20 protein-coding genes and 1 tRNA gene are annotated in these 21,975 nt (G+C 67.8%); 10 read left to right on the top strand and 11 right to left on the bottom strand.

The window, feature by feature from the left end; translation table 11 throughout:
• The first annotated feature begins 33 nt into the window (after positions 1-33).
• Together NMD1_RS20645 and NMD1_RS20640 are read left to right on the top strand one after the other, a co-directional pair.
• Positions 34-2,301 (top strand): SPOR domain-containing protein, encoded by a 2,268-nt coding sequence (locus tag NMD1_RS20645; RefSeq protein WP_233497899.1) that lies wholly within the window; start codon positions 34-36, stop codon positions 2,299-2,301.
• A 181-nt stretch (positions 2,302-2,482) separates the two neighbouring features.
• Entirely contained in the window at positions 2,483-2,986 is a 504-nt protein-coding gene (locus tag NMD1_RS20640) for a YbjN domain-containing protein (protein WP_124809030.1), read from the top strand.
• A 6-nt stretch (positions 2,987-2,992) separates the two neighbouring features.
• Here the strand turns inward: NMD1_RS20640 and NMD1_RS20635 are convergent, their stop codons facing one another.
• Positions 2,993-3,328, bottom strand: a complete 336-nt coding sequence (locus NMD1_RS20635; protein ID WP_125957099.1) for a hypothetical protein — start codon at positions 3,326-3,328, stop codon at positions 2,993-2,995.
• A gap of 88 nt (positions 3,329-3,416) precedes the next feature.
• Here NMD1_RS20635 and proC point away from each other — a divergent pair, with 88 nt between their 5' ends.
• The 7 genes from proC to NMD1_RS20600 all read left to right on the top strand — a co-directional run bounded on the left by proC (position 3,417) and on the right by NMD1_RS20600 (position 9,616).
• Positions 3,417-4,226, top strand: coding sequence for a pyrroline-5-carboxylate reductase (proC, locus tag NMD1_RS20630; protein WP_199558182.1), 810 nt, complete (start codon positions 3,417-3,419; stop codon positions 4,224-4,226).
• A gap of 185 nt (positions 4,227-4,411) precedes the next feature.
• Entirely contained in the window at positions 4,412-5,155 is a 744-nt protein-coding gene (locus NMD1_RS20625) for a Bax inhibitor-1/YccA family protein (protein WP_124809032.1), read from the top strand.
• A gap of 199 nt (positions 5,156-5,354) precedes the next feature.
• Positions 5,355-6,101, top strand: coding sequence for a hypothetical protein (locus NMD1_RS20620; protein ID WP_125957097.1), 747 nt, complete (start codon positions 5,355-5,357; stop codon positions 6,099-6,101).
• 92 nt (positions 6,102-6,193) lie between these two features.
• Positions 6,194-6,269 (top strand) — tRNA-Ala (locus NMD1_RS20615).
• Positions 6,270-6,378: 109 nt separating this feature from the next.
• The gene (gene obgE, locus NMD1_RS20610; protein WP_124809034.1) at positions 6,379-7,440 is read left to right on the top strand and encodes a GTPase ObgE; all 1,062 of its coding nucleotides are present in this window, start codon (positions 6,379-6,381) and stop codon (positions 7,438-7,440) included.
• A gap of 108 nt (positions 7,441-7,548) precedes the next feature.
• On the top strand, positions 7,549-8,682 hold the full coding sequence (proB, locus tag NMD1_RS20605; protein WP_125957095.1) for a glutamate 5-kinase: 1,134 nt from the start codon (positions 7,549-7,551) through the stop codon (positions 8,680-8,682).
• A 13-nt stretch (positions 8,683-8,695) separates the two neighbouring features.
• Positions 8,696-9,616: an NAD(P)-dependent oxidoreductase gene (locus NMD1_RS20600; protein WP_125957093.1), complete on the top strand. Its 921-nt coding sequence runs from the start codon at positions 8,696-8,698 to the stop codon at positions 9,614-9,616.
• A gap of 193 nt (positions 9,617-9,809) precedes the next feature.
• On the opposite strand, the gene lpdA is transcribed toward NMD1_RS20600, so the two are convergent.
• The 6 genes from lpdA to NMD1_RS20570 form a co-directional block, all read right to left on the bottom strand.
• Entirely contained in the window at positions 9,810-11,207 is a 1,398-nt protein-coding gene (lpdA, locus tag NMD1_RS20595) for a dihydrolipoyl dehydrogenase (RefSeq protein ID WP_125957091.1), read from the bottom strand.
• 100 nt (positions 11,208-11,307) lie between these two features.
• On the bottom strand, positions 11,308-12,549 hold the full coding sequence (gene odhB, locus NMD1_RS20590) for a 2-oxoglutarate dehydrogenase complex dihydrolipoyllysine-residue succinyltransferase (RefSeq protein WP_125957089.1): 1,242 nt from the start codon (positions 12,547-12,549) through the stop codon (positions 11,308-11,310).
• 50 nt (positions 12,550-12,599) lie between these two features.
• Complete coding sequence (locus tag NMD1_RS20585; protein WP_125957086.1) at positions 12,600-15,440, bottom strand: 2-oxoglutarate dehydrogenase E1 component; 2,841 nt, start codon at positions 15,438-15,440, stop codon at positions 12,600-12,602.
• Between the two features lie 310 nt (positions 15,441-15,750).
• Positions 15,751-16,713 (bottom strand): malate dehydrogenase, encoded by a 963-nt coding sequence (mdh, locus tag NMD1_RS20580; protein WP_124809040.1) that lies wholly within the window; start codon positions 16,711-16,713, stop codon positions 15,751-15,753.
• A 383-nt stretch (positions 16,714-17,096) separates the two neighbouring features.
• A complete protein-coding gene (locus tag NMD1_RS20575; RefSeq protein ID WP_125957084.1) occupies positions 17,097-17,468 on the bottom strand; it encodes a hypothetical protein in 372 nt (123 codons plus the stop codon).
• Positions 17,469-17,504: 36 nt separating this feature from the next.
• Positions 17,505-17,822: a hypothetical protein gene (locus tag NMD1_RS20570; RefSeq protein ID WP_125957081.1), complete on the bottom strand. Its 318-nt coding sequence runs from the start codon at positions 17,820-17,822 to the stop codon at positions 17,505-17,507.
• A gap of 311 nt (positions 17,823-18,133) precedes the next feature.
• On the opposite strand from NMD1_RS20570, the gene NMD1_RS20565 reads away from it, so the two are divergent.
• Positions 18,134-19,093 (top strand): DUF808 domain-containing protein, encoded by a 960-nt coding sequence (locus NMD1_RS20565; RefSeq protein WP_125957079.1) that lies wholly within the window; start codon positions 18,134-18,136, stop codon positions 19,091-19,093.
• A 19-nt stretch (positions 19,094-19,112) separates the two neighbouring features.
• On the opposite strand, the gene NMD1_RS20560 is transcribed toward NMD1_RS20565, so the two are convergent.
• The 4 genes from NMD1_RS20560 to aroA are packed head-to-tail and all read right to left on the bottom strand — an operon-like array spanning position 19,113 to position 21,782.
• The gene (locus NMD1_RS20560; RefSeq protein ID WP_125957076.1) at positions 19,113-19,493 is read right to left on the bottom strand and encodes a PilZ domain-containing protein; all 381 of its coding nucleotides are present in this window, start codon (positions 19,491-19,493) and stop codon (positions 19,113-19,115) included.
• A 54-nt stretch (positions 19,494-19,547) separates the two neighbouring features.
• Positions 19,548-20,189 (bottom strand): d(CMP) kinase, encoded by a 642-nt coding sequence (locus tag NMD1_RS20555; RefSeq protein ID WP_125957074.1) that lies wholly within the window; start codon positions 20,187-20,189, stop codon positions 19,548-19,550.
• On the bottom strand, positions 20,186-20,440 hold the full coding sequence (locus NMD1_RS20550) for a permease (RefSeq protein ID WP_125957071.1): 255 nt from the start codon (positions 20,438-20,440) through the stop codon (positions 20,186-20,188). The genes NMD1_RS20555 and NMD1_RS20550 overlap by 4 nt, the downstream gene beginning before the upstream one ends.
• Before the next feature lie 16 nt (positions 20,441-20,456).
• Positions 20,457-21,782, bottom strand: a complete 1,326-nt coding sequence (gene aroA / locus NMD1_RS20545) for a 3-phosphoshikimate 1-carboxyvinyltransferase (RefSeq protein WP_125957268.1) — start codon at positions 21,780-21,782, stop codon at positions 20,457-20,459.
• Between the last annotated feature and the right edge of the window lie 193 nt (positions 21,783-21,975).

Here is a 21,975-nt window from a genome sequence, read left to right as displayed (position 1 = left end):
TGTCGATAAGGGAGCGGCAACATGAGTCGCCATTTGTCGAAACGAACCGTCTGGCCGCGCGTTGCGGTCGGGCTCCTCGCCGCCTGCAGCGCTTCGGCGCTTTTCGCGCAACGTGCCACATCGGGTCCGGTCGACGAGGATGTGGACCAGCCGGAATCCGTGTCGCGCCCTGTGGTGCAACCCATCACCGGGCAGGTCGGCGGCACGCAGGCGCTCAACGCCGCGCTCAACCGGCTGGCGCGCGATCCGCGCAATATCGATGCCCTGATCGCGGCGGGTAACGCCGCGCAGCGTGTGGGCGACAGCGATGCCGCGCTGGGCTTCTTCAAGCGCGCGGACGAGGTTGCGCCGGGCAACGGCACGGTCAAGGCGCAGATCGGCGCGGCACTGGTCCGCGACGATCCGTTCTCCGCGATCCGCTATTTCGACGATGCCGAACGGGCAGGCGCCGATCTGTTTCCGATGGCGGCGGATCGCGGGCTGGCCTACGATCTGATCGGCGACAATGCCACGGCGCAGCGCTTCTACCAGGTCGCGCTCAGCCGTGGGCCTAATGCGGAAGTCGCGCGCCGCTACGCGCTCAGCCTCGCGATCGCCGGGGATCGGCGCGGATCGGAGAACGTGCTGAACCCGCTGTTGCAGACGCAGGACCGCGCGGCGTGGCGCACGCGCACGTTTATCATGGCGATCTCCGGCCAGCAGGATGAGGCGGTGTCGGTCGCCTATGCCTCGATGCCGCAGCAGCTTGCTGCCGGCATCACGCCCTATCTGCGCTACATGCCGCGGCTGACCCCGGCGCAGCAGGCCGCCGCCGCCAACCTCGGGCGATTCCCGCGCGCGGCGGATATCGGCCGTGATGAGCCGCGCGTCGTGCAATATGCCGCGCTCCATCCGCGCGCGCCGCGTGCCGATGCCGCGCTGATTCCAACGGGCGAGGCGTTGGGGACGCAGGCGGCGGACAGGCCCAGCCGCGAAAAGCGCCGCCGTCCGGGCCGGGCGGAACCGGTGCGCGTTGCATCGGCGTCGCCCGCCCCGACGGCCTCCTCCACGACCCGCCCGGCAACGGGCGTCGGCGTGTCGTTGTTGCCCACTCCAACGCCGTCGCCAGCGCCGGCACCGGTGCCGCCCCCCGTACCCATGCCGTCGCGCACGGTCACGCAACCGCCTGTTTCGGCGGCCGCTTCGGCGCCCGTGCAGGTGGCGACGGCGGCGTCTCCATCCGTCGGCTCGACCGCCGCGTTGCAGCCGACGGGCGAGCGGCCGCTGGTGATTCCGCGCCCCTATCCGGCCTCGCGGCTCGACGGGCCGCCGCCTGCCAGCAGCATCCCGCCCGCCGCGATGGCCGCGCCGGCACCTGCCCCGGCGGCGGGTCAGGTCGCCACGGCCGCCGCTACGCCCGTCGTTACGCCGACTCCGACGCCCGCGCCAGCAACAGCGCGCACTCCCGCACCCTCCCCGGGTTTCGATCTGTCGCGGGTGCAGGGCAGCACCGCCACCGCCCAGGCTGTTCCGACACCAGCTCCGGCCGCCACGCCGCCCCCCGCGCCGACTCCGGCTCCCGTGGCCGAACCACCGGTTCAGGTCGCGGCGGTCGCGCCATCCGCGGCGCCACCGCCCACCGCGATTGTCGAACCGGCCCGGTCTTCGCCCGCAGCATCCGCGCCGCCTGCCGATGCCGCCGATTTCCGCAGCCTGTTCGAAGGGTTCCGTCCGCCCGAAGAGGAGCGGCATCAGGCCGTGGCCGCGGTCGACATCTCGCGCATCCAGCCCGCGCGGCCCAAGCCTCCCGAGGAGAAGCCGGCCCCGGTCAAGGCCGCCGAATCCAAGCCCGCCGAACCCGAACCTGCCGATCGCACGACGCGGCGTCGCGGGCGCGCTGCAGCCACCGAGGAGGAGGCCACCCCCTCGTCCGGCCCGCGCGGGCGCGAAACCGCGTCGGACATCCGGGGCAGAGGCTCCAAGGATGCGAAGGACGCCAAGGAAACCAAGGGAGCTAAAGGCAAGGGCGCGAAGGCCCGTCCGCCCGCCAATCCCAGCCGCGTCTGGGTGCAGGTGCTGACCGGCGCCAATCGCGATGTGATGGGGCGTGAATGGCAGCGCCTGGTGCGCGAGGCGTCCGTGCTGCGAGCGCGCAAGCCCTATATCACGCCGTGGCGCAGCAATTTCCGGCTGCTGACCGGTCCGTTCGACAGCGACGACGACGCGCAGGCCTTCCTCAACCAGCTGCGCCGCGCCGGCGTCAGCGGCTTCCAGTGGACCAGCCCGGCGGGGCAGGCAGTCGATCCGCTTCCCGCGCGCTAGGGCGCCCGCGCGGGCTTTCGCATCCGAACCGGATGTTCACCCCTTGTCCACATGTTATAAACAGCCTTGTCGAGTTTTGCCCAACGACGGGTTAACCGTTGATTGTCCCCGGCCCCGCGCTCCGCGATGGGTCAGGGCAGGCGAACGGCAGATTGCTCGTTTGCGATGGATGGAGTGTCTGATGCGGACCGGTCACGACGAAAGCGAACGCGATGACGCGGCGCCCGTCGACATGCTCGCCTCGCTGTTCGAGGCGCGCGGCTGGCCGTTCGAATTCGTTTCGGACGACGAGATACTGGGCGAGATCCAGGGCAGCTGGGCCAATTACCAGATTCGTTCGATCTGGCGCGCCGAGGACCACGTTCTGCAGATTCTCTGCCTGCCCGATATCCGCGTGCCCGATGACAAGAAGGGCGCGGTCTTCGAGGTCATGGCGCTCATCAACGAACAGGTCTGGCTGGGCCATTTCGATATCTGGTCGAACGGCGGCGTGCTGCTCTATCGCCACGGCCTGATGCTGGGCGATGACGGGCTGCTCAGCCTCACCCAGGCGCAGACCGCGATCGAGGCGGCGGTCGACGAATGCGACCGTTTCTATCCCGCGTTCCAGTTTATCCTGTGGGGCGACAAGACCCCGGCCGATGCCTTGGCCAGCGCGCTGGTGGACGCCGCCGGGGAAGCCTGACGGGTTTCAGCCCGCGTGCGTGAGTCCGGAAGAGGGCGGGCGCCACCCGAGATCGCGTTTCAGCACGTGCACCGTATAGCGGGCGTCGGCGTGGATTGCGTGGCGGACGGTGTGCGGAACCACGGCGAGGGCCGCCAGTGCCAGCATGCCCCACAGGGTGATTGCCAGCGGCGCGCTCCACATGAGTCCGCGCACCAGCTTTGCCCTCGTTTGCGTGTCGGTGTTGTCCATGGCGATCACCATACCGCGCCCGGCATGACCGAAGACTGAGGGCCGAATGAAAATCCGGACAGGATTGCGGCACCGGCGCCAGATGCCATCGCTTCGATCGTCATTGGCCATTTGAAAACATCCTGATCGAGCGCGCTCTTGCCTTTGGCGCGATCCTGGACCAGTCGCGGTTCCGAAATCGCGGCGCAGGAGACAGATCATGACGGTGCAGATCCTTCAGTTCGGGTGTGGCAACATGGGCGGCGCCATGCTCGCGGGCTGGCTGGCGGCGGGCTTCGATCCGGCGGCGTTCACCATCGTCGACCCCCGGCTGGAAGCCGCGCCGGCGAGCGTGCGTCTGGTGCGCTCGATCGCCGAGGCCACGGGCGCTTATGATGTGGTCCTGCTGGGGTTCAAGCCGCAGCAGTTCGCCGATGCCATGGCCACGGTGCGGCCGTTCGTGACCCAGGGAACGCTGCTTCTCTCCATTCTCGCCGGGGTCGATCTCGCCACGCTGCGTGGTGCCTTTCCCGATGCCGGGGCGGTGGTGCGCGTCATGCCAAATCTCGCCGCCGCGCTCGGCAAGTCGCCGATCGCGCTGTTCGGCGATGCGCAAGGGGATGCGCGCGCGCTCACCGATAGCCTGATGGCGCCGCTGGGGCAGGCCGAATGGCTGGCCGGAGAAGGCCAGATGGACCTCGTCACCGCGCTGGCCGGGTCCGGGCCGGCGTTCGTCTACCGCTTCATCGATGCGCTGGCAGAGGCGGCGGCGTCGCTCGGCCTCGCGCGCGAACAGGCGGATCGCCTGGCGCTGGCCATGGTCGAAGGCGCGGCGGCGCTGGCGGCCTCGTCCGACCATTCGCCCGGCGAGCTCGCCCGCCGCGTGGCGAGCCCCGGCGGCGTAACGCAAGTCGGCATCGACGTGCTCGATGCCGATCGCCGGCTGGTGCGCCTGCTCGAAGACACCCTGCGCGGCGCGCGCGATCGCAGCGCGGAAATGACCGAACAGGCGCGCGCGGCGGCGAAGTAGGTCTTGTTGGTTCGGTGTTGCCGCAAGCCTTCGATGTCCATCGAAGGCGCCGCATCACCTCTCCCGCAACAAATTCTTACAATTCGCGACCCGTTCCCGGTTCCGGTTTCGCTTGAAACCCGCCCGCGATGCTACGATATTGCCGTGTATCGGGCATCGTGCCCGGCAACGGAGTTTTGGAAACAATGGCAAACTGGAACGATCCTCAGCCCACTCGGACGGGCTTCGGCGCGTCTCCGAGCCTTTCCGGCGCCTATGGTCGCGGCGAAGTCTTCGACGCCGGCCTGCGGCGGTACATGCTTTCGATCTACAACTACATGGCTTCGGGCGTGCTGCTTTCGGGCATTGTCGCGCTGCTGTTCGCCACCACAGGCATGGCCGCGGCGGTGTTCGGCACGCCGCTGCGCTGGCTCGTCGCGCTCGCGCCGCTGGGCTTCGTCATGGTGATGAGCTTCGGCGTCAACCGCCTGTCCACCGCTGCCATGCAGGGCCTGTTCTGGGCCTTCAGCGTGGTGATGGGCATGTCGCTGTCGGCGATCTTCTTCGTCTATACCGGCCCTTCGATCGCGGTGACGTTCTTCGCCACCGCAGGCGCTTTCGCCGGTCTCAGCCTGTTCGGCTATACCACGAAGAAGAGCCTTTCGGGCATGGGCAGCTTCCTGATCATGGGCCTGTTCGGCATCCTGATCGCGTCGCTGATCAACATCTTCCTGCGCTCGCCGGGCCTTGCCTGGGGCATCAGCTTCCTGGGCGTGCTGATCTTCGCGGGTCTGACCGCCTATGACACGCAGCGCCTCAAGGAAACCTACGCGCAGGTCGCCGGCACCGATTTCGTCGGCAAGGCGGTCGTGCTGGGTGCGCTGACGCTTTACCTGGACTTCATCAACATGTTCCAGTTCCTGCTGCAGTTCATGGGCGATCGCCGCTGATCTGCGGAACGCGCGGGCATTTGTTGCCCTGAAGCGCGGGCCTGACGCGCCACAGTGTGGACAAAACGGGATGCCCGGCGGCCGGAAAGGGTCGCCGGGCATTTTCTTTGCCGTCTCGCGGGGTTACAGCGCTGCTTCATCTTGGAGACAGGCAGCGGCAGGCATGGTCGCGCGCTTCGGGCTCTTCGGGGGAGTACAGATGTTCCGTTTTTCGCGCCTTTCGGGGCCAGCTATCGTTACCGGCGGCACGGTTGCCGTTCTGACCGTCGCACTCGCGTCCTGCGCGCCCAAGGTCGTCCCACCGCCGCCTCCGCCGCCCCCGCCGCCGAAGGTGGTCATCATTCCGCCCAAGCCGATGCCGCCCAACGGCGCCAGCAGCAACCTTGCCTTCCCGGCAGCCGATGCCAACGGACTGCGCGAATCCGTCAACCGCAACATCTCGCCGTCGCAGATGCTGTGGAACCTGCGTTCGGCGTACAACGTGGCCGCGCTCAACTGCAACGAACCCAAGCACGCCAACATTCTGGTGCGCTATCGCGTGTTCCTGAAGAACCATGCGCGCACGCTCACGGCCGCGAACAAGAAGGTCGATGAGGAATTTCGCAAGAAATATGGCGCGCGCTTCACCGCTCCGCGCGAACAGTACATGACGGCGGTTTACAACCACTTCGCGCTGCCGCCCACGCTGCCTCATTTCTGCGATGCCGTGCTGGCGGTCAGCGAGGATGGCGAAGCCGTGAAGTCGGTCGATCTGGAAGCCTTCGCGGTGCGCAGCCTGCCGAACATCGAAGTGGTGTTCGACGATTTCTACCGCCGCTACGAACAGTACCGCATCGATCTGGCCGCATGGCAGGCGCAATACGGCCAGCCCGTGGCTCAGCCGGCCTCGGCCGTGGTGCTTCCGGCCACTGCGGGCGGCGGAACGGGCACCTCGCCAAAAAAGTGATTTTTGGTCTTTCATCGGCGGGAGGGCTGCGCTAAGGGGCGCGCTCCCGCCGGTCCATGGCGTGTCATGGGCAGGCGGAAGATACTGGGAACGGGGCCGTAGCTCAGCTGGGAGAGCGCGTCGTTCGCAATGACGAGGTCAGGGGTTCGATCCCCCTCGGCTCCACCAGTATTCTTAACCGGCCTCTTGTCGGGTGCTATCAAGAGGTGAGGGCGGCGGCCGCAGAGCCGCGCCGACCTCAATCGAAACAGCGCCCTACCGCCGGACACCAGGACCCATGCATTTTCTCGACCAGGCCAAGATTTTCATCCGTTCGGGCGCCGGCGGCCCCGGCGCGGTCAGCTTCCGGCGGGAAAAGTACGTCGAATATGGCGGCCCCGATGGCGGTGAAGGCGGCAAGGGCGGCGATATCGTGTTCGAGGCGGTGGCCGGCCTCAATACCCTGATCGATTTCCGTTACACCCAGCATTTCAAGGCGCAGCGCGGCATGGGCGGCGCGGGCAAGAACCGCACCGGCGCGGGCGGCAACGATCTTGTCATCAAGGTGCCGGTGGGCACGCAGGTGCTCGACGACGATCGCGAAACCGTGCTGGCAGACCTGATCGAGGCCGGCCAGCGCATCACCCTGCTGCGCGGCGGCGATGGCGGGCGCGGCAACGCCAGCTACAAGACCAGCACCAACCGCGCGCCGCGCCAGTCCGGGCCGGGCTGGCCGGGGCAGGAAATGTGGGTCTGGCTGCGGCTGAAACTGCTGGCCGATGCGGGTCTTCTGGGCCTGCCCAACGCCGGCAAGTCCACTTTCATCAACCAGATCACCAATACCAAGGCGAAGGTCGGCGCCTATGCCTTCACCACCACGCGGCCGCAGCTGGGCGTGGTGCGCCATCGCAACCGCGAATTCGTGCTGGCCGACATTCCCGGCCTGATCGCGGGCGCGGCGGACGGCGCGGGGATCGGCGATCGCTTCCTGGGGCACATCGAACGTTGCCGCGTGCTGATCCACCTGATCGATGTCCACGGCGATACCGATCCGGTGGAAGCGATGCACATCGTCGAGGAGGAACTGGAAGCCTATGGCGCCGGGCTCGATGAAAAGCCCCGCATCGTCGCGCTCAACAAGATCGATCTGGTCGATGCCGAACTGGTCGAGGCGTTCTCGCAGGAACTGCTTGAAGCCGGGGCGGACCGCGTGTTCCCCATTTCCGGCGCGACCGGCAAGGGTATGGACCGCCTGCTCGATGCCGTGCTGGACTATCTGCCCGCCGCCACCGTTACCGAACGCCCGATGGGCGAGGTGGAGGACGAGGAAGACCGCCAGCCGTGGTCCCCGCTGGGATGACCGCCCGACCGTGATGGCGGCGCGGCGGCGGTGGCACGTTCACCCGTGCCGCATTTCGCCCCGATCGCCCTTCACGTCCCGCCCCATTTCCCGTAAGCGGCGCGGACCATGAAGATTGCCCAGCTTGCCCATCTGTCCGATCCCGCCACCTGCCCGCGTCTGGTGGTCAAGGTCGGGTCCGCGCTGCTTGTCGGCAAGGACGGGCAGCCCCGCCGCGAATGGCTGACCGCGCTGGTCGCGGAAATCGCCGCCGCACGCGGGCGCGGGCAGGAAGTGATCGTGGTGTCCTCGGGCGCGATCGCGCTCGGCGCCCGCCGGCTGGGGCTGGCCAAGGGCGGACGCGGCAGCCTGTCCGATGCGCAGGCCGCCGCCTCGGTGGGCCAGATCGCGCTGGCGGGGCTGTGGGCGGAGCTCCTGGGCCAGCACGGCCTTACCGCCGCGCAGATCCTGCTGACGCTGGAAGACCTCGAAGACCGCCGCCGCTATCTCAACGTCACGGCCACGCTCGGCACGCTGCTCGCGGCCGGGGCGGTGCCGGTGATCAACGAGAACGATTCGGTCGCCACGCAGGAAATCCGCTTCGGTGACAACGATCGGCTGGCCGCGCGCGTGGGGCAGGCGGCGGGCGCGCAGGGCGTGCTGCTGCTGTCCGACATCGATGGCCTCTACGATCGCGATCCACGCCAGCCCGGCGCGGTGCGCATTCCCGTGGTGAAGGGCGTCACCCCGGAAATCCACGCCATGGCCACGGGCGGTTCCTCGTCCGGCCTTGGCTCCGGCGGCATGACCTCCAAGCTGCAGGCGGCGGAGATCGCGGAACTCGCCGGCATGGCGCTCGCCATCATCGATGGCCAGCCCGTTTCGCCGATCGGCACGGCGCTGTCCGCCGATCGCGGCACGCTGTTCCTGCCGCGCGGGCGGCGGCAGGCGCGCAAGGCATGGCTGGGCGGCAAGCTGCGCGTGCGGGGTTCGGTCGCCATCGACGAGGGCGCGGTGCGCGCGCTGCAAGGCGGCTCCAGCCTGCTCGCGGCTGGCGTCACCACGGTCGAGGGCCAGTTCCAGCGCGGCGATGCCATCGCCGTCACCGGCCCCGATGGCGCGATCCTGGCGCGCGGCCTGTCCGAATACGATGCCGCCGAATGCGCCCGCTTGCTGGGCCGCCATACGCGCGAGCACGAAGCGATCCTGGGCTATGCCCCGCGCAGCGCGCTGATCCACCGCGATCAGCTTGTCCTGTTGTGAAGGCGCGCGGCTGATGGCGGGAGAATTGCTGGCGATCACCGGGGCCACGGGCTTCGTCGGACAGGCCGTGCTGGACCACGCCGCGCGTGCCGGGCTGGAAGTGCGCGCGCTTGCCCGCCGTCCGCAGGAACCGCGCGCCGGGGTCGAATGGGTGCAGGGCGATCTGGCAGACAAGGCCGCGCTGCGCCGTCTCGTCGGCCGGGCGAGCGTAGTCCTCCACATCGCCGGCGTGGTCAGCGCGCCGGACGAGGCGGGCTTTCGCGAAGGCAACGTCACCGGCACGCTCAACGTGGTCGAAGCGGCGCTCAACGCGGGCGTGCCGCGCCTGGTCCACGTCTCCTCTCTGTCCGCGCGCGAGCCTGGGCTGTCGCTCTATGGCGCATCGAAGCTGGGGGGGGAGCGCATGGTCAAGGCCAGCTGCCTCGACTGGACGGTTGTGCGCCCGCCCGCGGTCTACGGCCCGCGCGATACCGAGATGTTCGAGCTGTTCAAGCTGGCCCGGCGCGGCGTGGTGCCGCTGCCGCCCGAAGGCCGGCTCTCGATCATTCATGTCAGCGATCTCGCCCGCCTGCTGCTGGCGCTGATCCCCGGCGGCGAGGACGTGACGCACAAGGTGTTCGAGCCGGACGACGGCCAGCCCGGCGGCTGGACCCATGTCGGGCTGGCCAAGGCGATCGGCGTCGCCGTGGGCCGCCGTGTCGCCGCCGTGCCGCTTCCGCCGGGCGTATTGCGGCTGGGTGCGCGGGCGGACCGCCTGTTCCGGGGCAAGGGCGCCAAGCTGACGGAGGACCGCGTCGGCTATATGTGCCACCCGGACTGGCAGGTTACCGAGGGCGCCCGCCCACCCGAACACGTGTGGAAGCCCCAGGTCGAAACCCGCATGGGCCTCCACGCCACCGCTGCCTGGTATCGCGAGGCCGGCTGGATGAAGTGACGGGCGGGGGTGCAATCCGTGATCCGCCCCCAACATCGTCATTGCGAGCGCAGCGAAGCAATCCAGAGTCCCGCGCGCCGCCCTGGATTGCTTCGGGGCTTTGCCCCTCGCAATGACGAAGGATGGCTCCAAACGAAAAAGCCGCCCGGTTTCCCGGACGGCCTTTCGCGCTTCCGCAACCTGGTGCGGGGCGTCAGATGTGGATCGGCTTGCCCGTCACCGCCATCGCGGCTTCCTTGATCGCTTCGGAATGCGTGGGGTGCGCGTGGCAGGTATAGGCGATGTCCTCGCTCGTCGCGCCGAATTCCATGGCCTGCGCCGCCTGCGCGATCATCGTGCCCGCCACGCTGGCGATGCACCACACGCCCAGCACGCGGTCGGTCTTGGCGTCGGCGATGACCTTCACGAAGCCGTCCGGCTCGTGGTTGGTCTTGGCGCGGCTGTTGGCGAGCATCGGGAACTTGCCGACCTTCACGTCACCGCGCTCCCTGGCCGCTTCCTCGGTCAGGCCCACGCCGGCGAATTCGGGCTGGGTATAGACCACGCCCGGAATCACGTCGTGGTTCACGATGCCGGTCAGCCCGGCGATGTTCTCGGCCACGGCGATGCCTTCGTCCTCGGCCTTGTGCGCCAGCATCGGGCCGGGGATCACGTCGCCGATCGCCCACACGCCGTCCACGGCGGTGCGGAAATCGTGGTCGGTCTCGATCTGGCCGCGCGCGTTCAGCGAGAGGCCGATCGCGTCCAGGCCCAGCCCGTCCACGTTCGGACGCCGGCCGATCGAGACGAGCACGACATCGGCGTCGAGCACTTCGGCCTCGCCACCCTTGGCCGGTTCGACGGTGACCTTGGCGGCCTTGCCCTTCACCGCCACGCCGGTCACCTTGGTGCCCAGCTTCAGGTTCAGGCCCTGCTTCTTGAAGATCTTGCCGGCTTCCTTGCGCACGTCGCCGTCCATGCCGGGCAGCAACTGGTCGAGGAATTCGACCACGGTCACCTCGGCGCCGAGCCGCCGCCAGACCGAGCCAAGCTCCAGCCCGATCACGCCGCCGCCGATCACCACCATCTTCTTGGGCACGGAGGCCAGCTCCAGTGCGCCGGTGCTGTCCACCACCACGCCGCCGGCGTTGTCGATGGTCACGCCCGGCAGCGGGGTGACCGACGAACCCGTGGCGATCACCACGTTCTTCGCGGTCACCGTCTTGCCGGCAACCTCCACGCTGTGCGCGTCCTTGAACGTGGCATAGCCCTTCAGCCAGTCGACCTTGTTCTTCTTGAACAGGAACTCGATGCCGCCGGTCAGGCCCTTCACGGCTTCCTTGCGCTGGCCCTGCATGGTGTCGAGGTCCAGTTCCGGCGTCACCTTGATGCCCATCTTGGCCATCGCGCCGTTCTTGGCCGCATCGAAGTATTCCGACGCGTGCAGCAGCGCCTTCGACGGGATGCAGCCCACGTTGAGGCACGTCCCGCCCAGCGTCTCGCGCCCTTCGGCGCAGGCGGTCTTCAGGCCCAGCTGCGCCGCGCGGATCGCCGCGACATAGCCGCCGGGGCCGGCACCGATGACAAGCACGTCATAGTCGTATTCAGCCATTGGTCTTCTCTTTCGTCATCCCGGCGAAAGCCGGGATCTCGGGCCGCCAGATGCGACCCAGCCGAACGAGGCCCCGGCTTTCGCCGGGGCGACGCATTCCTCAAAGGTCGATCAGCAGGCGCGTCGGGTCCTCGATCGCTTCCTTGATCGTCTTCAGCGCGGTCACGGCTTCGCGGCCGTCGATGATGCGATGGTCATAGGACAGCGCGATGTACATCATCGGCCGGATCACGATCTGGCCATTGCGCACCACCGGACGGTCCTCGATGCGGTGCAGGCCCAGCACGGCGGACTGCGGCGGGTTGATGATCGGGGTGGACATCAGCCCGCCGAACACGCCGCCGTTGGAGATGGTGAAGGTGCCGCCGGCCATGTCGGCCATGGTCAGCGCGCCGTCACGCGCCTTCTTGCCGTAGTCGGCGATGGCCTTCTCGATGTCGGCGAAGCTCATCTTGTCGACATCGCGCACCACCGGCACGACCAGACCGTTCGGGGCCGAGACCGCGACCGAGATGTCGACGTAGTCGAAATAGACGATCTCTTCGCCCTGGATCTGCGCGTTGACCGAAGGGATGTCCTTCAGCGCCAGCACCGATGCCTTGGCGAAGAAGCTCATCAGGCCCAGCTTCACGCCGTGCTTCTTCTCGAACACGTCCTTGTACTTGGCGCGCGCTTCCATCACCGCGCCCATGTCCACGTCGTTGAACGTGGTGAGCAGGGCTGCGTTCTCCTGCGCGCTCTTCAGCCGCTTGGCGATCGTCTGGCGCAGGCGCGTCATCTTGACGCGTTCCTCGTTGCGGCCGGCGGTCGGCGCGGCAGCGGGCGCTGCAGCGGGGGCAGGGGCCGAAACAGCGGCGGCGGGCGCGGCCTGCTTGGCCTGCGCTGCGGAAAGGACGTCTTCCTTGGTCAGGCGGCCATCCTTGCCGGTGCCCTTGACGGTCGAAGGATCGATCCCGTGTTCCAGGACCGCGCGGCGCACGGCCGGCGAAAGCACGGCGGCGTCGGCATCGGCGGTGGCGGCGGGAGCCGAAGCAGCGGCGGCGGCCGGAGCAGGGGCCGGGGTAGCGGCGGGGGCGGTAGCGTTAGTGGGGGCGGCAGCGGCGCCGCCTTCCTCGATCACCGCCAGCAGCGCGCCGACCGAAACGGTATCGCCTTCGGCCACCATCAGCTGGCCGATCACGCCGGCAGCCGGGGCGGGGACCTCCACCGCGACCTTGTCGGTCTCAAGGCTGGCGATGGGCTCGTCCACGGCCACGGTGTCGCCCGGCTTCTTCAGCCACTGGCCGACGGTCGCTTCGCTGACGCTTTCACCGAGCGTCGGAACCTTCACTTCGATGGACATTGCTTGGTATTCCTTGGGAAGAATGGGGGGCTAGGCTGCGAGGGCGGGCTTCAGGCCTTCTTCTTGCGCCGGATTTCATCGCGAACGGAAAGGCCCAGCGCGTCGGCTACCAGCGCCGCCTGTTCGGCCGCGTGCCGCTTGGCAAGGCCGGTGGCGGGCGAAGCCGCCGCGTGGCGGCCGGCATAGCGCGGACGCCCCACCTTGCTCTTGGCGTCCTTCAGCGATTCCTCGATCAGCGGATCGACGAAGAACCAAGAACCGTTGTTGCGCGGTTCTTCCTGGCACCACACCACGTCCTCCAGGTTCGGCATTCGCGCCAGACGCGCGGCCAGCGGTTCGCCGGGGAAGGGGTAGAGCTGTTCGAGCCGGATGATCTGCACGTCGTTCAGCTCTGCCGCGTCGCGTGCCTCGATCAGGTCATAGGCGACCTTGCCGCTGCACAGCACCACGCGGCGCGTCTTGTCGTCGGCGGAACCATTGGTGTCCGACAGGATGCGCATGAAGTGCCCATCGCCGATGAAGTCGGCGGCGGAGGACTTCGCCAGTGGGTGCCGCAGCAGCGACTTGGGCGTCATGATGATCAGCGGCTTGCGGAACGGCCGGTGCATCTGGCGGCGCAGGACGTGGAAGTAGTTGGCCGGCGTCGTGATATTGCAGACCTGGATATTGTCTTCCGCGCACAGCTGCAGATAGCGTTCGAGGCGGGCGGACGAATGCTCCGGACCCTGGCCTTCGTAGCCGTGCGGCAGCAGCATCACCAGGCCGTTGGCGCGCAGCCACTTGGCCTCGGACGCGGCGATGTACTGGTCCATCACGATCTGCGCGCCGTTGGCGAAATCGCCGAACTGCGCTTCCCACAGCACCAGCGTCTTCGGGTCGGCGCTGGCATAGCCGTATTCGAAGCCCAGCACGCCGTATTCGGACAGTGGGCTGTCGTGCACCTCGAAACGGCCGTGCGGCAGCGTGGCCAGCGGCACGAACTTGTGCTCGTCGGTCTGGTCGACCCACACCGCGTGGCGCTGGCTGAACGTGCCGCGCCCGGAGTCCTGCCCGGAAAGGCGCACGTTGAAGCCTTCGGTGACAAGACTGCCATAGGCCAGCGCCTCGCCGGTGGCCCAGTCAAAGCCTTCGCCGGTCGCGAACATCTGGCGCTTGGCGTCGATCACGCGGCCCAGCGTCTTGTGGATGGTCAGGTCGTCGGGCACCGTGGTCAGCACCCGGCCCAGGCTTTCGAACAGCTTGCGCTCGATCCCCGTGGCCACGTTGCGGCGCGCGGTGACCGGATCGGCCGGCTTGTTGAGGCCCGACCAGCGTCCGCCGAACCAGTCGGCCTCATTGGCCTTGTAGGTGTTGGCCGCCTGGAATTCGGATTCCAGCGTCGCGGTAAAACGGTCCTCGTTTTCGCCCTTCCAGTCCTTGTCGATCACGCCCTGTTCGACCAGACGGTCGGCATAGAGCGCGGAGACCGGCGGATGCTGGCGGATCTTGGCGTACATCAGCGGCTGGGTGAAGCCGGGCTCGTCGCCTTCGTTGTGGCCGAAGCGGCGATAGCACCACATGTCGATCACGATGTCGCGGCCGAACTGCTGGCGATAGTCGATCGCCAGCTTGCAGGCGAAGGTCACCGCTTCGGGATCATCGCCGTTGACGTGGATGATCGGTGCCTGCACGCCCTTGGCCACGTCCGACGGGTAGGGCGATCCGCGCGAGAACTGCGGGCTGGTGGTAAAGCCGATCTGGTTGTTGATGACGAAGTGCAGGCACCCGCCGGTGTTGTAGCCGCGTACGCCCGAAAAGCCGAAGCATTCCCACACAATGCCCTGGCCGGCGAAAGCGGCGTCGCCGTGGATCAGCACGGGCAGCACCTGCTTGTGCTTGCCCTTGCCGATATCATCGCGGAACGCCTGCTGCGCGCGCGTCTTGCCCAGCACCACCGGGTCCACCGTTTCCAGGTGCGACGGGTTGGGCTGCAGGCTCATGTGCACCTTGATCCCGTCGAACTCGCGGTCGGTGCTGGTGCCCAGGTGGTACTTCACGTCGCCCGATCCGCCCACGTCCTCGGGGTTGGCGGTGCCCCCTGAGAATTCGTGGAAGATCACGCGGTATGGCTTGGCCATCACGTTGGCCAGGATGTTCAGGCGGCCGCGATGGGCCATGCCATAGATGATCTCGCGCACGCCAAGCTGGCCGCCGTACTTGATGACGGCTTCCAGGGCCGGGATCATCGATTCACCGCCGTCCAGGCCGAAGCGCTTGGTGCCGACGTACTTCTTGCCCAGGAACTTCTCGTACTGTTCGCCGCGGATCACGGCAGCCAGGATCGCCTTCTTGCCGTTGGGCGTGAAGTCGATCGCCTTGTCGCCGCCCTCGATGCGGTCCTGGATGAAGCGGCGCTCCTCCACGTCGGCGATGTGCATGTACTCGAAGCCGATCTTGCCGCAGTAGTTCTGGCGCAGGATGTCGACGAGCTGGCGGAAGGTGGCCCATTCCAGCCCCAGCGCGCCGCCGAGATAGACCTTGCGGTCCAGTGCCGCGCCGCTGATGCCGTGGTATTCGGGCGAAAGGTCGGCCGGCAGTTCCTGCCTGGCCAGGCCCAGCGGATCGAGGTTGGCCGCCAGATGGCCTCGCACGCGGAACGTGCGGATCAATGTCATGGCGCGGATCGAATCCGATGCCGCCTGTTCCAGCGCGGCTTCGTCCAGCGCGGGCGCGCCGGGCTTCTTGGCGGCCTTTTCCACCACCAGCCGCAGCGCCATCGGGTCGAGCGCCTGGGTCAGGTCATCGCCCTGCGCGGCATCGGTGATCGGCCAGCGCTTGCTCTGCCACGAAGGGCCTTGCTGCGGGCCTTCCTGGCTGGGATCGACGTCGAATTCGTGCAGTTCTTGGCCCATGGTCTCGGTCCAGTCCTTTCCCCGGGGAGGAGGGGATCAGTCAGCCCCCGAACGGCGGGGGCATCAGGGATGCGGCGTCCCGGTTTGCGACCGGGTGGCGACCGGTGGAATATAGGCAGTCGGCCCGTGTTCCGCGAGATCGCCGGATGAAAGATGGTCCCCATTCTTCGGGATGGGTTCGTCCGTGGTGCGGAAGGTCCGCGAAAGCGGCTTATGCCGCGATAATCCTAAACAGTCGTATCGCCGGGCGTGGCAGTTGCCCGATCGACCCCGCGCGCCGGATGGGAGCGCGGGGTCGCCAGGGAAGCGATCAGGCCAGCGAGCCGTCGATGCCCTTGCAGGCCACCAGCAGTTCCTTGACCGCGTCGACCGAGACCTGGAGGTTGGCCTTGGCCGCGTCGTCGAGGCTGATCTCGATGACCTTTTCCACGCCGCCCGCGCCGATCACCACCGGCACGCCCACGTAGAGGCCGTCAACGCCATAGGCGCCATCGACATAGGCGGCGCAGGGCAGCACGCGCTTCTGGTCGCCCAGATAGGCTTCGGCCATGGCGATGCCCGAAGCGGCGGGGGCATAGAACGCCGAACCGGTCTTGAGCAGGCCGACGATTTCGCCGCCGCCCGAACGGGTGCGCGCCACGATCGCGTCGATCTTTTCCTGGGTGGAGGCGCCCATCTTGATGAGGTCGGTGACGGGGATGCCGGCGACGGTCGAATATTCGACTACCGGAACCATGGTGTCGCCGTGGCCGCCGAGCACGAACGAGTTCACGTCGCGCACCGAAACGCCGAATTCCCAGGCCAGGAACGTGCTGAAGCGCGCCGAATCGAGCACGCCCGCCATGCCCACCACCTTGTTGTGCGGCAGGCCGGAGAATTCGCGCAGCGCCCAGACCATCGCGTCGAGCGGGTTGGTGATGCAGATGACGAAGGCGTCGGGCGCGTTGTCGCGGATGCCTTCGCCCACGGCCTTCATGACCTTCAGGTTGATGCCCAGCAGGTCGTCACGGCTCATGCCCGGCTTGCGGGCGACGCCGGCGGTGACGATGATGACGTCCGCGCCCGCGATGTCCTTGTAATCGTTGGTGCCGATGATGCTGGCGTCGAAGCCCTCGACCGGGCCGCACTGCGAAAGGTCGAGCGCCTTGCCCTGCGGAACGCCCTCGACGACGTCGAACAGGACGATATCACCCAGTTCCTTCTGGGCGGCGAGGTGGGCCAGAGTGCCACCGATATTGCCTGCGCCGATGAGTGCGATCTTCTTGCGTGCCATGCTTTACGGTCCTTTCCCCGTAGACGCGGGACAAACGCTCAAGCAACCGCCTCTCAGCCCTCCCGCGTCCCGCGTGCCGGGAAGGGTGCCTGACGGGTAAAACGGCCCGTAGGCCCGCTTTTTGGCGAAAGCAACCGCGAAAAAGGTATGATCTGCAAGGTTTTTGTGATAACAGTTCGCAATAGCAAGCGAAGCATTGCAGCGTTGTTTCCGAGTCTCGCGATCAGCCTGAACGGTGGATGAATCCACGGGCGGAAATGGCTGGGGAACGGAGGGTGCGGGTGTGTCTCCAATCCCCAAACCCGTTCGTCCCGAGCTTGTCGAAGGATGCGTTATACGGGTCGGGTGCTGGGACGGTTAGCGCGGCGGTGCCCGCGGCCACGTCAATCAAAGATATCGCCAACCTTGGTCCGCGTGCCTTTCGCCGTCGGCTGCGGTTTATCGTCGGCGCTGAAGGCGATCGCCTTCCTGACACGCCAATCCGCCAGCCATGCCAGTCCGAAACTGAGCACCAGCGCGGTTCCACCGGCCATGCTGAAAACCACCAAAAGATGGTCTATTATTTCCTGCCGGCTCTTTCCGTCCTGGAGAAGATACATAAGCGGGAAAGCCATCATTACCACAGCCGGTTTGACCACAACGTCAAATGCCGGGTCGCCATTGATCGCGCACTGGACGGCTAAACTCAGATAGATCAGAAAGAACGTCAGCGGAATGACGCTGATGATAGCGGCGATCTTCGCGTTCCTGGACATACCCAACCCGCCCCCGCGCCGCGCTCCCGGCCCTTCCTACCGTGCCCGCGCCTGCTGGCGGCGGAAGGCGTGGGCCATGCGGTGGTCCAGCGTGTCGCATACCGCGATCCACCATTCGGCGCGCTCGTGATCGCCCAGGCGTTCCGCCTCGTGGGCGGCGTCGCAGGCCCGCGCCGCCGCCGAAAGGCCGTGCGTGCCGAACAGGCGCAGCGCCGCGTCGACCAGCGAATCCGCCTGAAGGTCCTGCCCGGTGTGCGGCGCGCCGTTATCGTTCGCCGCCCGGATCGCTCCTCGTCGCGCCGGCCGCACGAGGCAGGGCGAGATGATTCCATAGCGGGGGGCAAAACGTAGCATGGGCGACCAATCTCTCCTTGATGTCGCCGTTGTGGCGACCATCCGTATCGATCCTGCGGTTCTACCCCTATGCCGCTAACGGAGCGTTGGGCGACAAGGTGTAGGGCGCGTTAAGGCTGTTGCGCTTGGCACGCTGCCTTGCCGCCAAAGCGGGGGCACGCCTTTCCAAAACAACCGCATCGGATGAAATACCCATTCTCCCACGCCCGTCCTCGCCGGTTTTGCCGCGATTGCCCGTTGTTGCGCCTTGCGATAATCCATTGGTCTGTCCACACCGGGCGGGCCAACTGCTTTCAGGGACATAATTTTACATGCCATCGGGCCTGGTCGCGCTGCTTGACGATGTTTCGGTGATCGCCCGCGCGGCGGCCGCCTCGCTGGACGATGTGAGCGCGGCGGCGGGCAAGGCCGGGGCCAAGGCGGCGGGCGTGGTGATCGATGACGCGGCGGTCACGCCGTCCTACGTCACCGGCTTCACACCGGATCGCGAACTGCCGGTGATCTTCCGCATCGCGCGCGGCAGCCTGCGCAACAAGCTGCTGTTCCTGCTGCCGATCGCCCTGATCCTCAGCGAGTTCCTGCCGGGCGCGGTGGTGCCGCTGCTCATGCTGGGTGGGCTGTACCTGTCGTTCGAAGGCGCCGAAAAGGTGATGGAGAAGCTCGGCGGCGACAAGCACGGCGAAACGCTCGACGGTCCTGTCGGTGATGTTGCCGCGTTCGAACATCAGCGGGTGGCAGGCGCGGTGCGCACCGATTTCATCCTTTCGGCGGAGATCATGGCGATCGCGCTGGCCGAAGTCAGCGGGCAGGGCTTGATCGCGCGCGCGATCATCCTCGCGATCGTAGGCATTCTCATCACCATCGCGGTCTATGGCGCGGTGGGCGTGATCGTGAAGATGGACGATATCGGCCTTCATCTCGCCCGGCGGCCGGGCGCGGGGGCGATGACGCGACGGTTCGGACGAATGCTGGTGGCGGCGATGCCGCGCGTGATGTGGTTGCTGGCCACGGTGGGCACGGCGGCGATGCTGTGGGTCGGCGGGGGCATCCTGCTTCACGGCGCGGACGAATTGGGGTTCCACCATCCGGCTGCCCTGGCGCACGGCATCCAGCACGCGGTGCAGGCGGGCGTGGGGCAAGGGGTGCCGGGCGGCGTTGCCGGCTGGCTGGCCTATGCCGGGGTCTCGGCGGTGGTCGGGCTGGTCGTGGGCACGGTGCTCGCGATGGTGGTCCATCTCTTCGGCGCCATGCGCCGCGGCGCGGGGGATTGATCGGCCCGCGCGGAACGCCTCAGCAATAGGCGGGCCGCAGCGTGCGCAGCGCTTCCAGGCCGCTGGCGATGTGGGGGCGGGCCTGTCCCAGCGCGTAGCCGGCAACCAGTTCGGCGAAAGCATTCTCGCCCAGTGGCGACGCGAATTCGAGTCCGGACGACATCGGTTCGGACCAGACGACGAAAGCCGTGGTCGCGGGCTGATCGGGCAGGAACAGCGTCAGCCCTTCGCCGATGTGCAGTTCGGCGATGCCCGCGATACGGGCGCCATGGGTTGTCAGGTCCTTAAGCATGGCCGTTGACCGAACCAGCCCGTGCTTCACCCGGACGGGCAGCTCGAAACCGATGCGCCGCGCGCGGCGCTTGTGCAGATGCGCAATGTCTTCCCGGTCGATCCACATTTTCGCCTCCGCGCCGTTAACCACAATCGCAGGACGGCAGAAGCGGCGCGGATTTCAGGAGCGGGACGAAATATTTCCAGCCACCTGCCGGTCGACCAGCGCGATCGCGGCGGCAATCGCCACTTCGGGCGGCATCGCGGAGGTATCGAGCAGCGCCGCGCCCTCGGCCTGGCGCAGCGGGGCTTCGGCGCGGGTGCTGTCGCGCTCGTCGCGCCGGGCGAGGTCCGCCTCGATCGCCTCGCGGCTAACGTCCTCCCCGCGTTCGCGCATTTCCTTCCACCGCCGCAGCGCCCGCGCCGGCACGCTGGCCGTCACGAACAGCTTGGCGTCGGCCCCGGGCACGATCACCGTGGCGATGTCGCGCCCGTCCAGCACCGCGCCGCCCGGCTGGTGGGCGAACGCGCGCTGCCGCTCCAGCAGCGCGGCGCGCACGGCGGGGTGGACCGACACGCGGCTGGCAAGGCTGCCGGTCGCTTCGCTGCGAAGCTCCGGCTCGTCGAGCAGCGCCTCGGGAAACGCCGTGGCCGCCAGCGCGTCGTCGGCCTTGTCCGGATCGCCGCCGGTGTGCGCCACTTGCCAGCCCACTGCGCGATAGAGCAGCCCGGTGTCGAGATGCGGCAGGCCATAGTGCCGGGCCAGCGCCTTGGCGATGGTGCCCTTGCCCGATGCGGTGGGGCCGTCCACGGCGATGATCACGGTTGCGCTCTCCGGTTGCGGTAGGCCTTGACCAGCCCCCAGATGGCGATCGCGGCCCAGAAGAATTCGAGGACGAACGATGCCGGGTTCATGTGCACCAGCAGCGACAGCGTCAGCAATCCCGCGCCGGCCAGGTTCACGCCGTGCTGGACGAACGGGTTCGGCGTCTGTTGCCGGGTGGTATAGGCATAGGCGAAGATGATGCAGGCCATTCCTGCGAAGCCCGCGATGTTCGCGCCGGTGTCCGTCATGCGCAGGTATCCGCCATCACGCCGCCTGCATCGCCCCGGCCAGCAGCGCCTCGAACGCGGGGAAGCTGGTGGCGATGGGACGGGTGTCATCCACTTCGACCCCGGCTTTGCTGGCCAGGCCCGCTACGGCCATGGCCATGGCGATGCGGTGGTCGAGGTGCGTGACGACCGGATGACTGCCGCCGCCGCGCAGCGGATCGCCGCCGGTGCCGTCGATGATCAACCCGTCCTCGGTCTCGCGCACGGTTGCGCCGGCCAGCTCCAGCGCCGCGCGCATGGCGGCAATGCGGTCCGATTCCTTGACGCGCAGTTCCTCCAGCCCCGTCGTCACCGTGCGCCCGCTGGCCAGCGCGGCGGCCACGAACAGCACGGGGAACTCGTCCACCATGCTGGGCACCACTGCCGGATCGACCGCGATGCCGGTCAGCGGCGAATGGCGGACGCGCAGGTCGGCCACCGGTTCGCCGCCGACGTCGCGCGGGTCCAGTTCCTCGATGCTGCCGCCCATCTGGCGCAGCACGTCGAACAGCGCCGCGCGCGTGGGATTGAGCCCGACGTTCTCGATCACCAGATCGGACCCCGGCACCAGCAGCGCCGCCACCGCGAAGAACGCGGCGGACGAAGGATCGCCCGGCACGTCGATCGTCTGCGGCTTCAGGTCCGCTTCGCCGCGCAGGCGGATCACGCGGGCGCCGTCGCTGTCGACCTCGACGGTCAGCTCCGCGCCGAAGCCGCGCAGCATGCGTTCGGAATGGTCACGCGTCGGCACCGGCTCGATCACCGTCGTCGTGCCCGGCGTGTTGAGGCCGGCGAGCAACACCGCGCTTTTCACTTGCGCCGAGGCGACGGGCAGGCGGTAGGCGATCGGCACCGCCGGCGCCGCGCCCTGCACCATCAGCGGCAGGCGGCCGCCGGGATAGGCGGTGAACGTCGCACCCATCTCGGACAGCGGCGTGATTACCCGGCCCATCGGGCGCTTGGACAGGCTGGCATCGCCGGTGAAGCATGCCGTGATCGGATGGCTGGCGACGAGACCCATCAGCAGCCGCGTGGACGTGCCCGAATTGCCCATGTCGAGCGCCTGCACCGGTTGCAACAGCGCCCCAACGCCCACGCCGTTTATCCGCCATTCACCGGGGCCTGTGCGTTCGATGTCCGCGCCCATCGCGCGCATCGCGGCGGCGGTGGACAGCACGTCCTCCCCTTCCAGCAGGCCCGTCACGCGGCTTTCGCCCACCGCCAGCGAGGACAGCATCAGCGACCGGTGGCTGATCGACTTGTCGCCCGGCACGCGGATGCGGCCACGCAGCGGGCCGGTGGCGGTGAAGCGGCGGGGGCGCATCTGCGCAGGATCGGCAGCGGTCACGTCGGGGTCTTCCTGGCGGGTCTTGGTATCGGGCGGATTGGGCGGGGCCGGGGCCTTTGCGAACGCGGGCTTTTGACAGCGCCATCGCGCTATGGCAAGGCGCGCGACCGATTGGTGCCCGGTGGCTTGATTTTGGCGGCGCGGGTAACCATCAAGCACAAGTTTCCGG

Source organism: Novosphingobium sp. MD-1 (assembly GCF_001014975.1).
Taxonomy (GTDB): Bacteria; Pseudomonadota; Alphaproteobacteria; order Sphingomonadales; family Sphingomonadaceae; genus Novosphingobium.
Note: the sequence above shows the minus strand (reverse complement) of the source record. Positions and strands in the feature narration are given on the sequence as shown.

Coding starts and splice junctions, on each gene's coding strand:
- NMD1_RS20550 (WP_125957071.1), bottom strand. CDS start 20,440: ATGACGGACACCGGCGCGAACATCGCGGGCTTCGCAGGAATGGCCTGC.
- NMD1_RS20620 (WP_125957097.1), top strand. CDS start 5,355: ATGTTCCGTTTTTCGCGCCTTTCGGGGCCAGCTATCGTTACCGGCGGC.
- NMD1_RS20600 (WP_125957093.1), top strand. CDS start 8,696: ATGGCGGGAGAATTGCTGGCGATCACCGGGGCCACGGGCTTCGTCGGA.
- NMD1_RS20570 (WP_125957081.1), bottom strand. CDS start 17,822: ATGCTACGTTTTGCCCCCCGCTATGGAATCATCTCGCCCTGCCTCGTG.
- NMD1_RS20575 (WP_125957084.1), bottom strand. CDS start 17,468: ATGTCCAGGAACGCGAAGATCGCCGCTATCATCAGCGTCATTCCGCTG.
- odhB (WP_125957089.1), bottom strand. CDS start 12,549: ATGTCCATCGAAGTGAAGGTTCCGACGCTCGGTGAAAGCGTCAGCGAA.
- lpdA (WP_125957091.1), bottom strand. CDS start 11,207: ATGGCTGAATACGACTATGACGTGCTTGTCATCGGTGCCGGCCCCGGC.
- proB (WP_125957095.1), top strand. CDS start 7,549: ATGAAGATTGCCCAGCTTGCCCATCTGTCCGATCCCGCCACCTGCCCG.
- NMD1_RS20565 (WP_125957079.1), top strand. CDS start 18,134: ATGCCATCGGGCCTGGTCGCGCTGCTTGACGATGTTTCGGTGATCGCC.
- obgE (WP_124809034.1), top strand. CDS start 6,379: ATGCATTTTCTCGACCAGGCCAAGATTTTCATCCGTTCGGGCGCCGGC.
- mdh (WP_124809040.1), bottom strand. CDS start 16,713: ATGGCACGCAAGAAGATCGCACTCATCGGCGCAGGCAATATCGGTGGC.
- NMD1_RS20560 (WP_125957076.1), bottom strand. CDS start 19,493: ATGTGGATCGACCGGGAAGACATTGCGCATCTGCACAAGCGCCGCGCG.
- aroA (WP_125957268.1), bottom strand. CDS start 21,782: ATGCGCCCCCGCCGCTTCACCGCCACCGGCCCGCTGCGTGGCCGCATC.
- NMD1_RS20625 (WP_124809032.1), top strand. CDS start 4,412: ATGGCAAACTGGAACGATCCTCAGCCCACTCGGACGGGCTTCGGCGCG.
- proC (WP_199558182.1), top strand. CDS start 3,417: ATGACGGTGCAGATCCTTCAGTTCGGGTGTGGCAACATGGGCGGCGCC.
- NMD1_RS20585 (WP_125957086.1), bottom strand. CDS start 15,440: ATGGGCCAAGAACTGCACGAATTCGACGTCGATCCCAGCCAGGAAGGC.
- NMD1_RS20635 (WP_125957099.1), bottom strand. CDS start 3,328: ATGGCCAATGACGATCGAAGCGATGGCATCTGGCGCCGGTGCCGCAAT.
- NMD1_RS20640 (WP_124809030.1), top strand. CDS start 2,483: ATGCGGACCGGTCACGACGAAAGCGAACGCGATGACGCGGCGCCCGTC.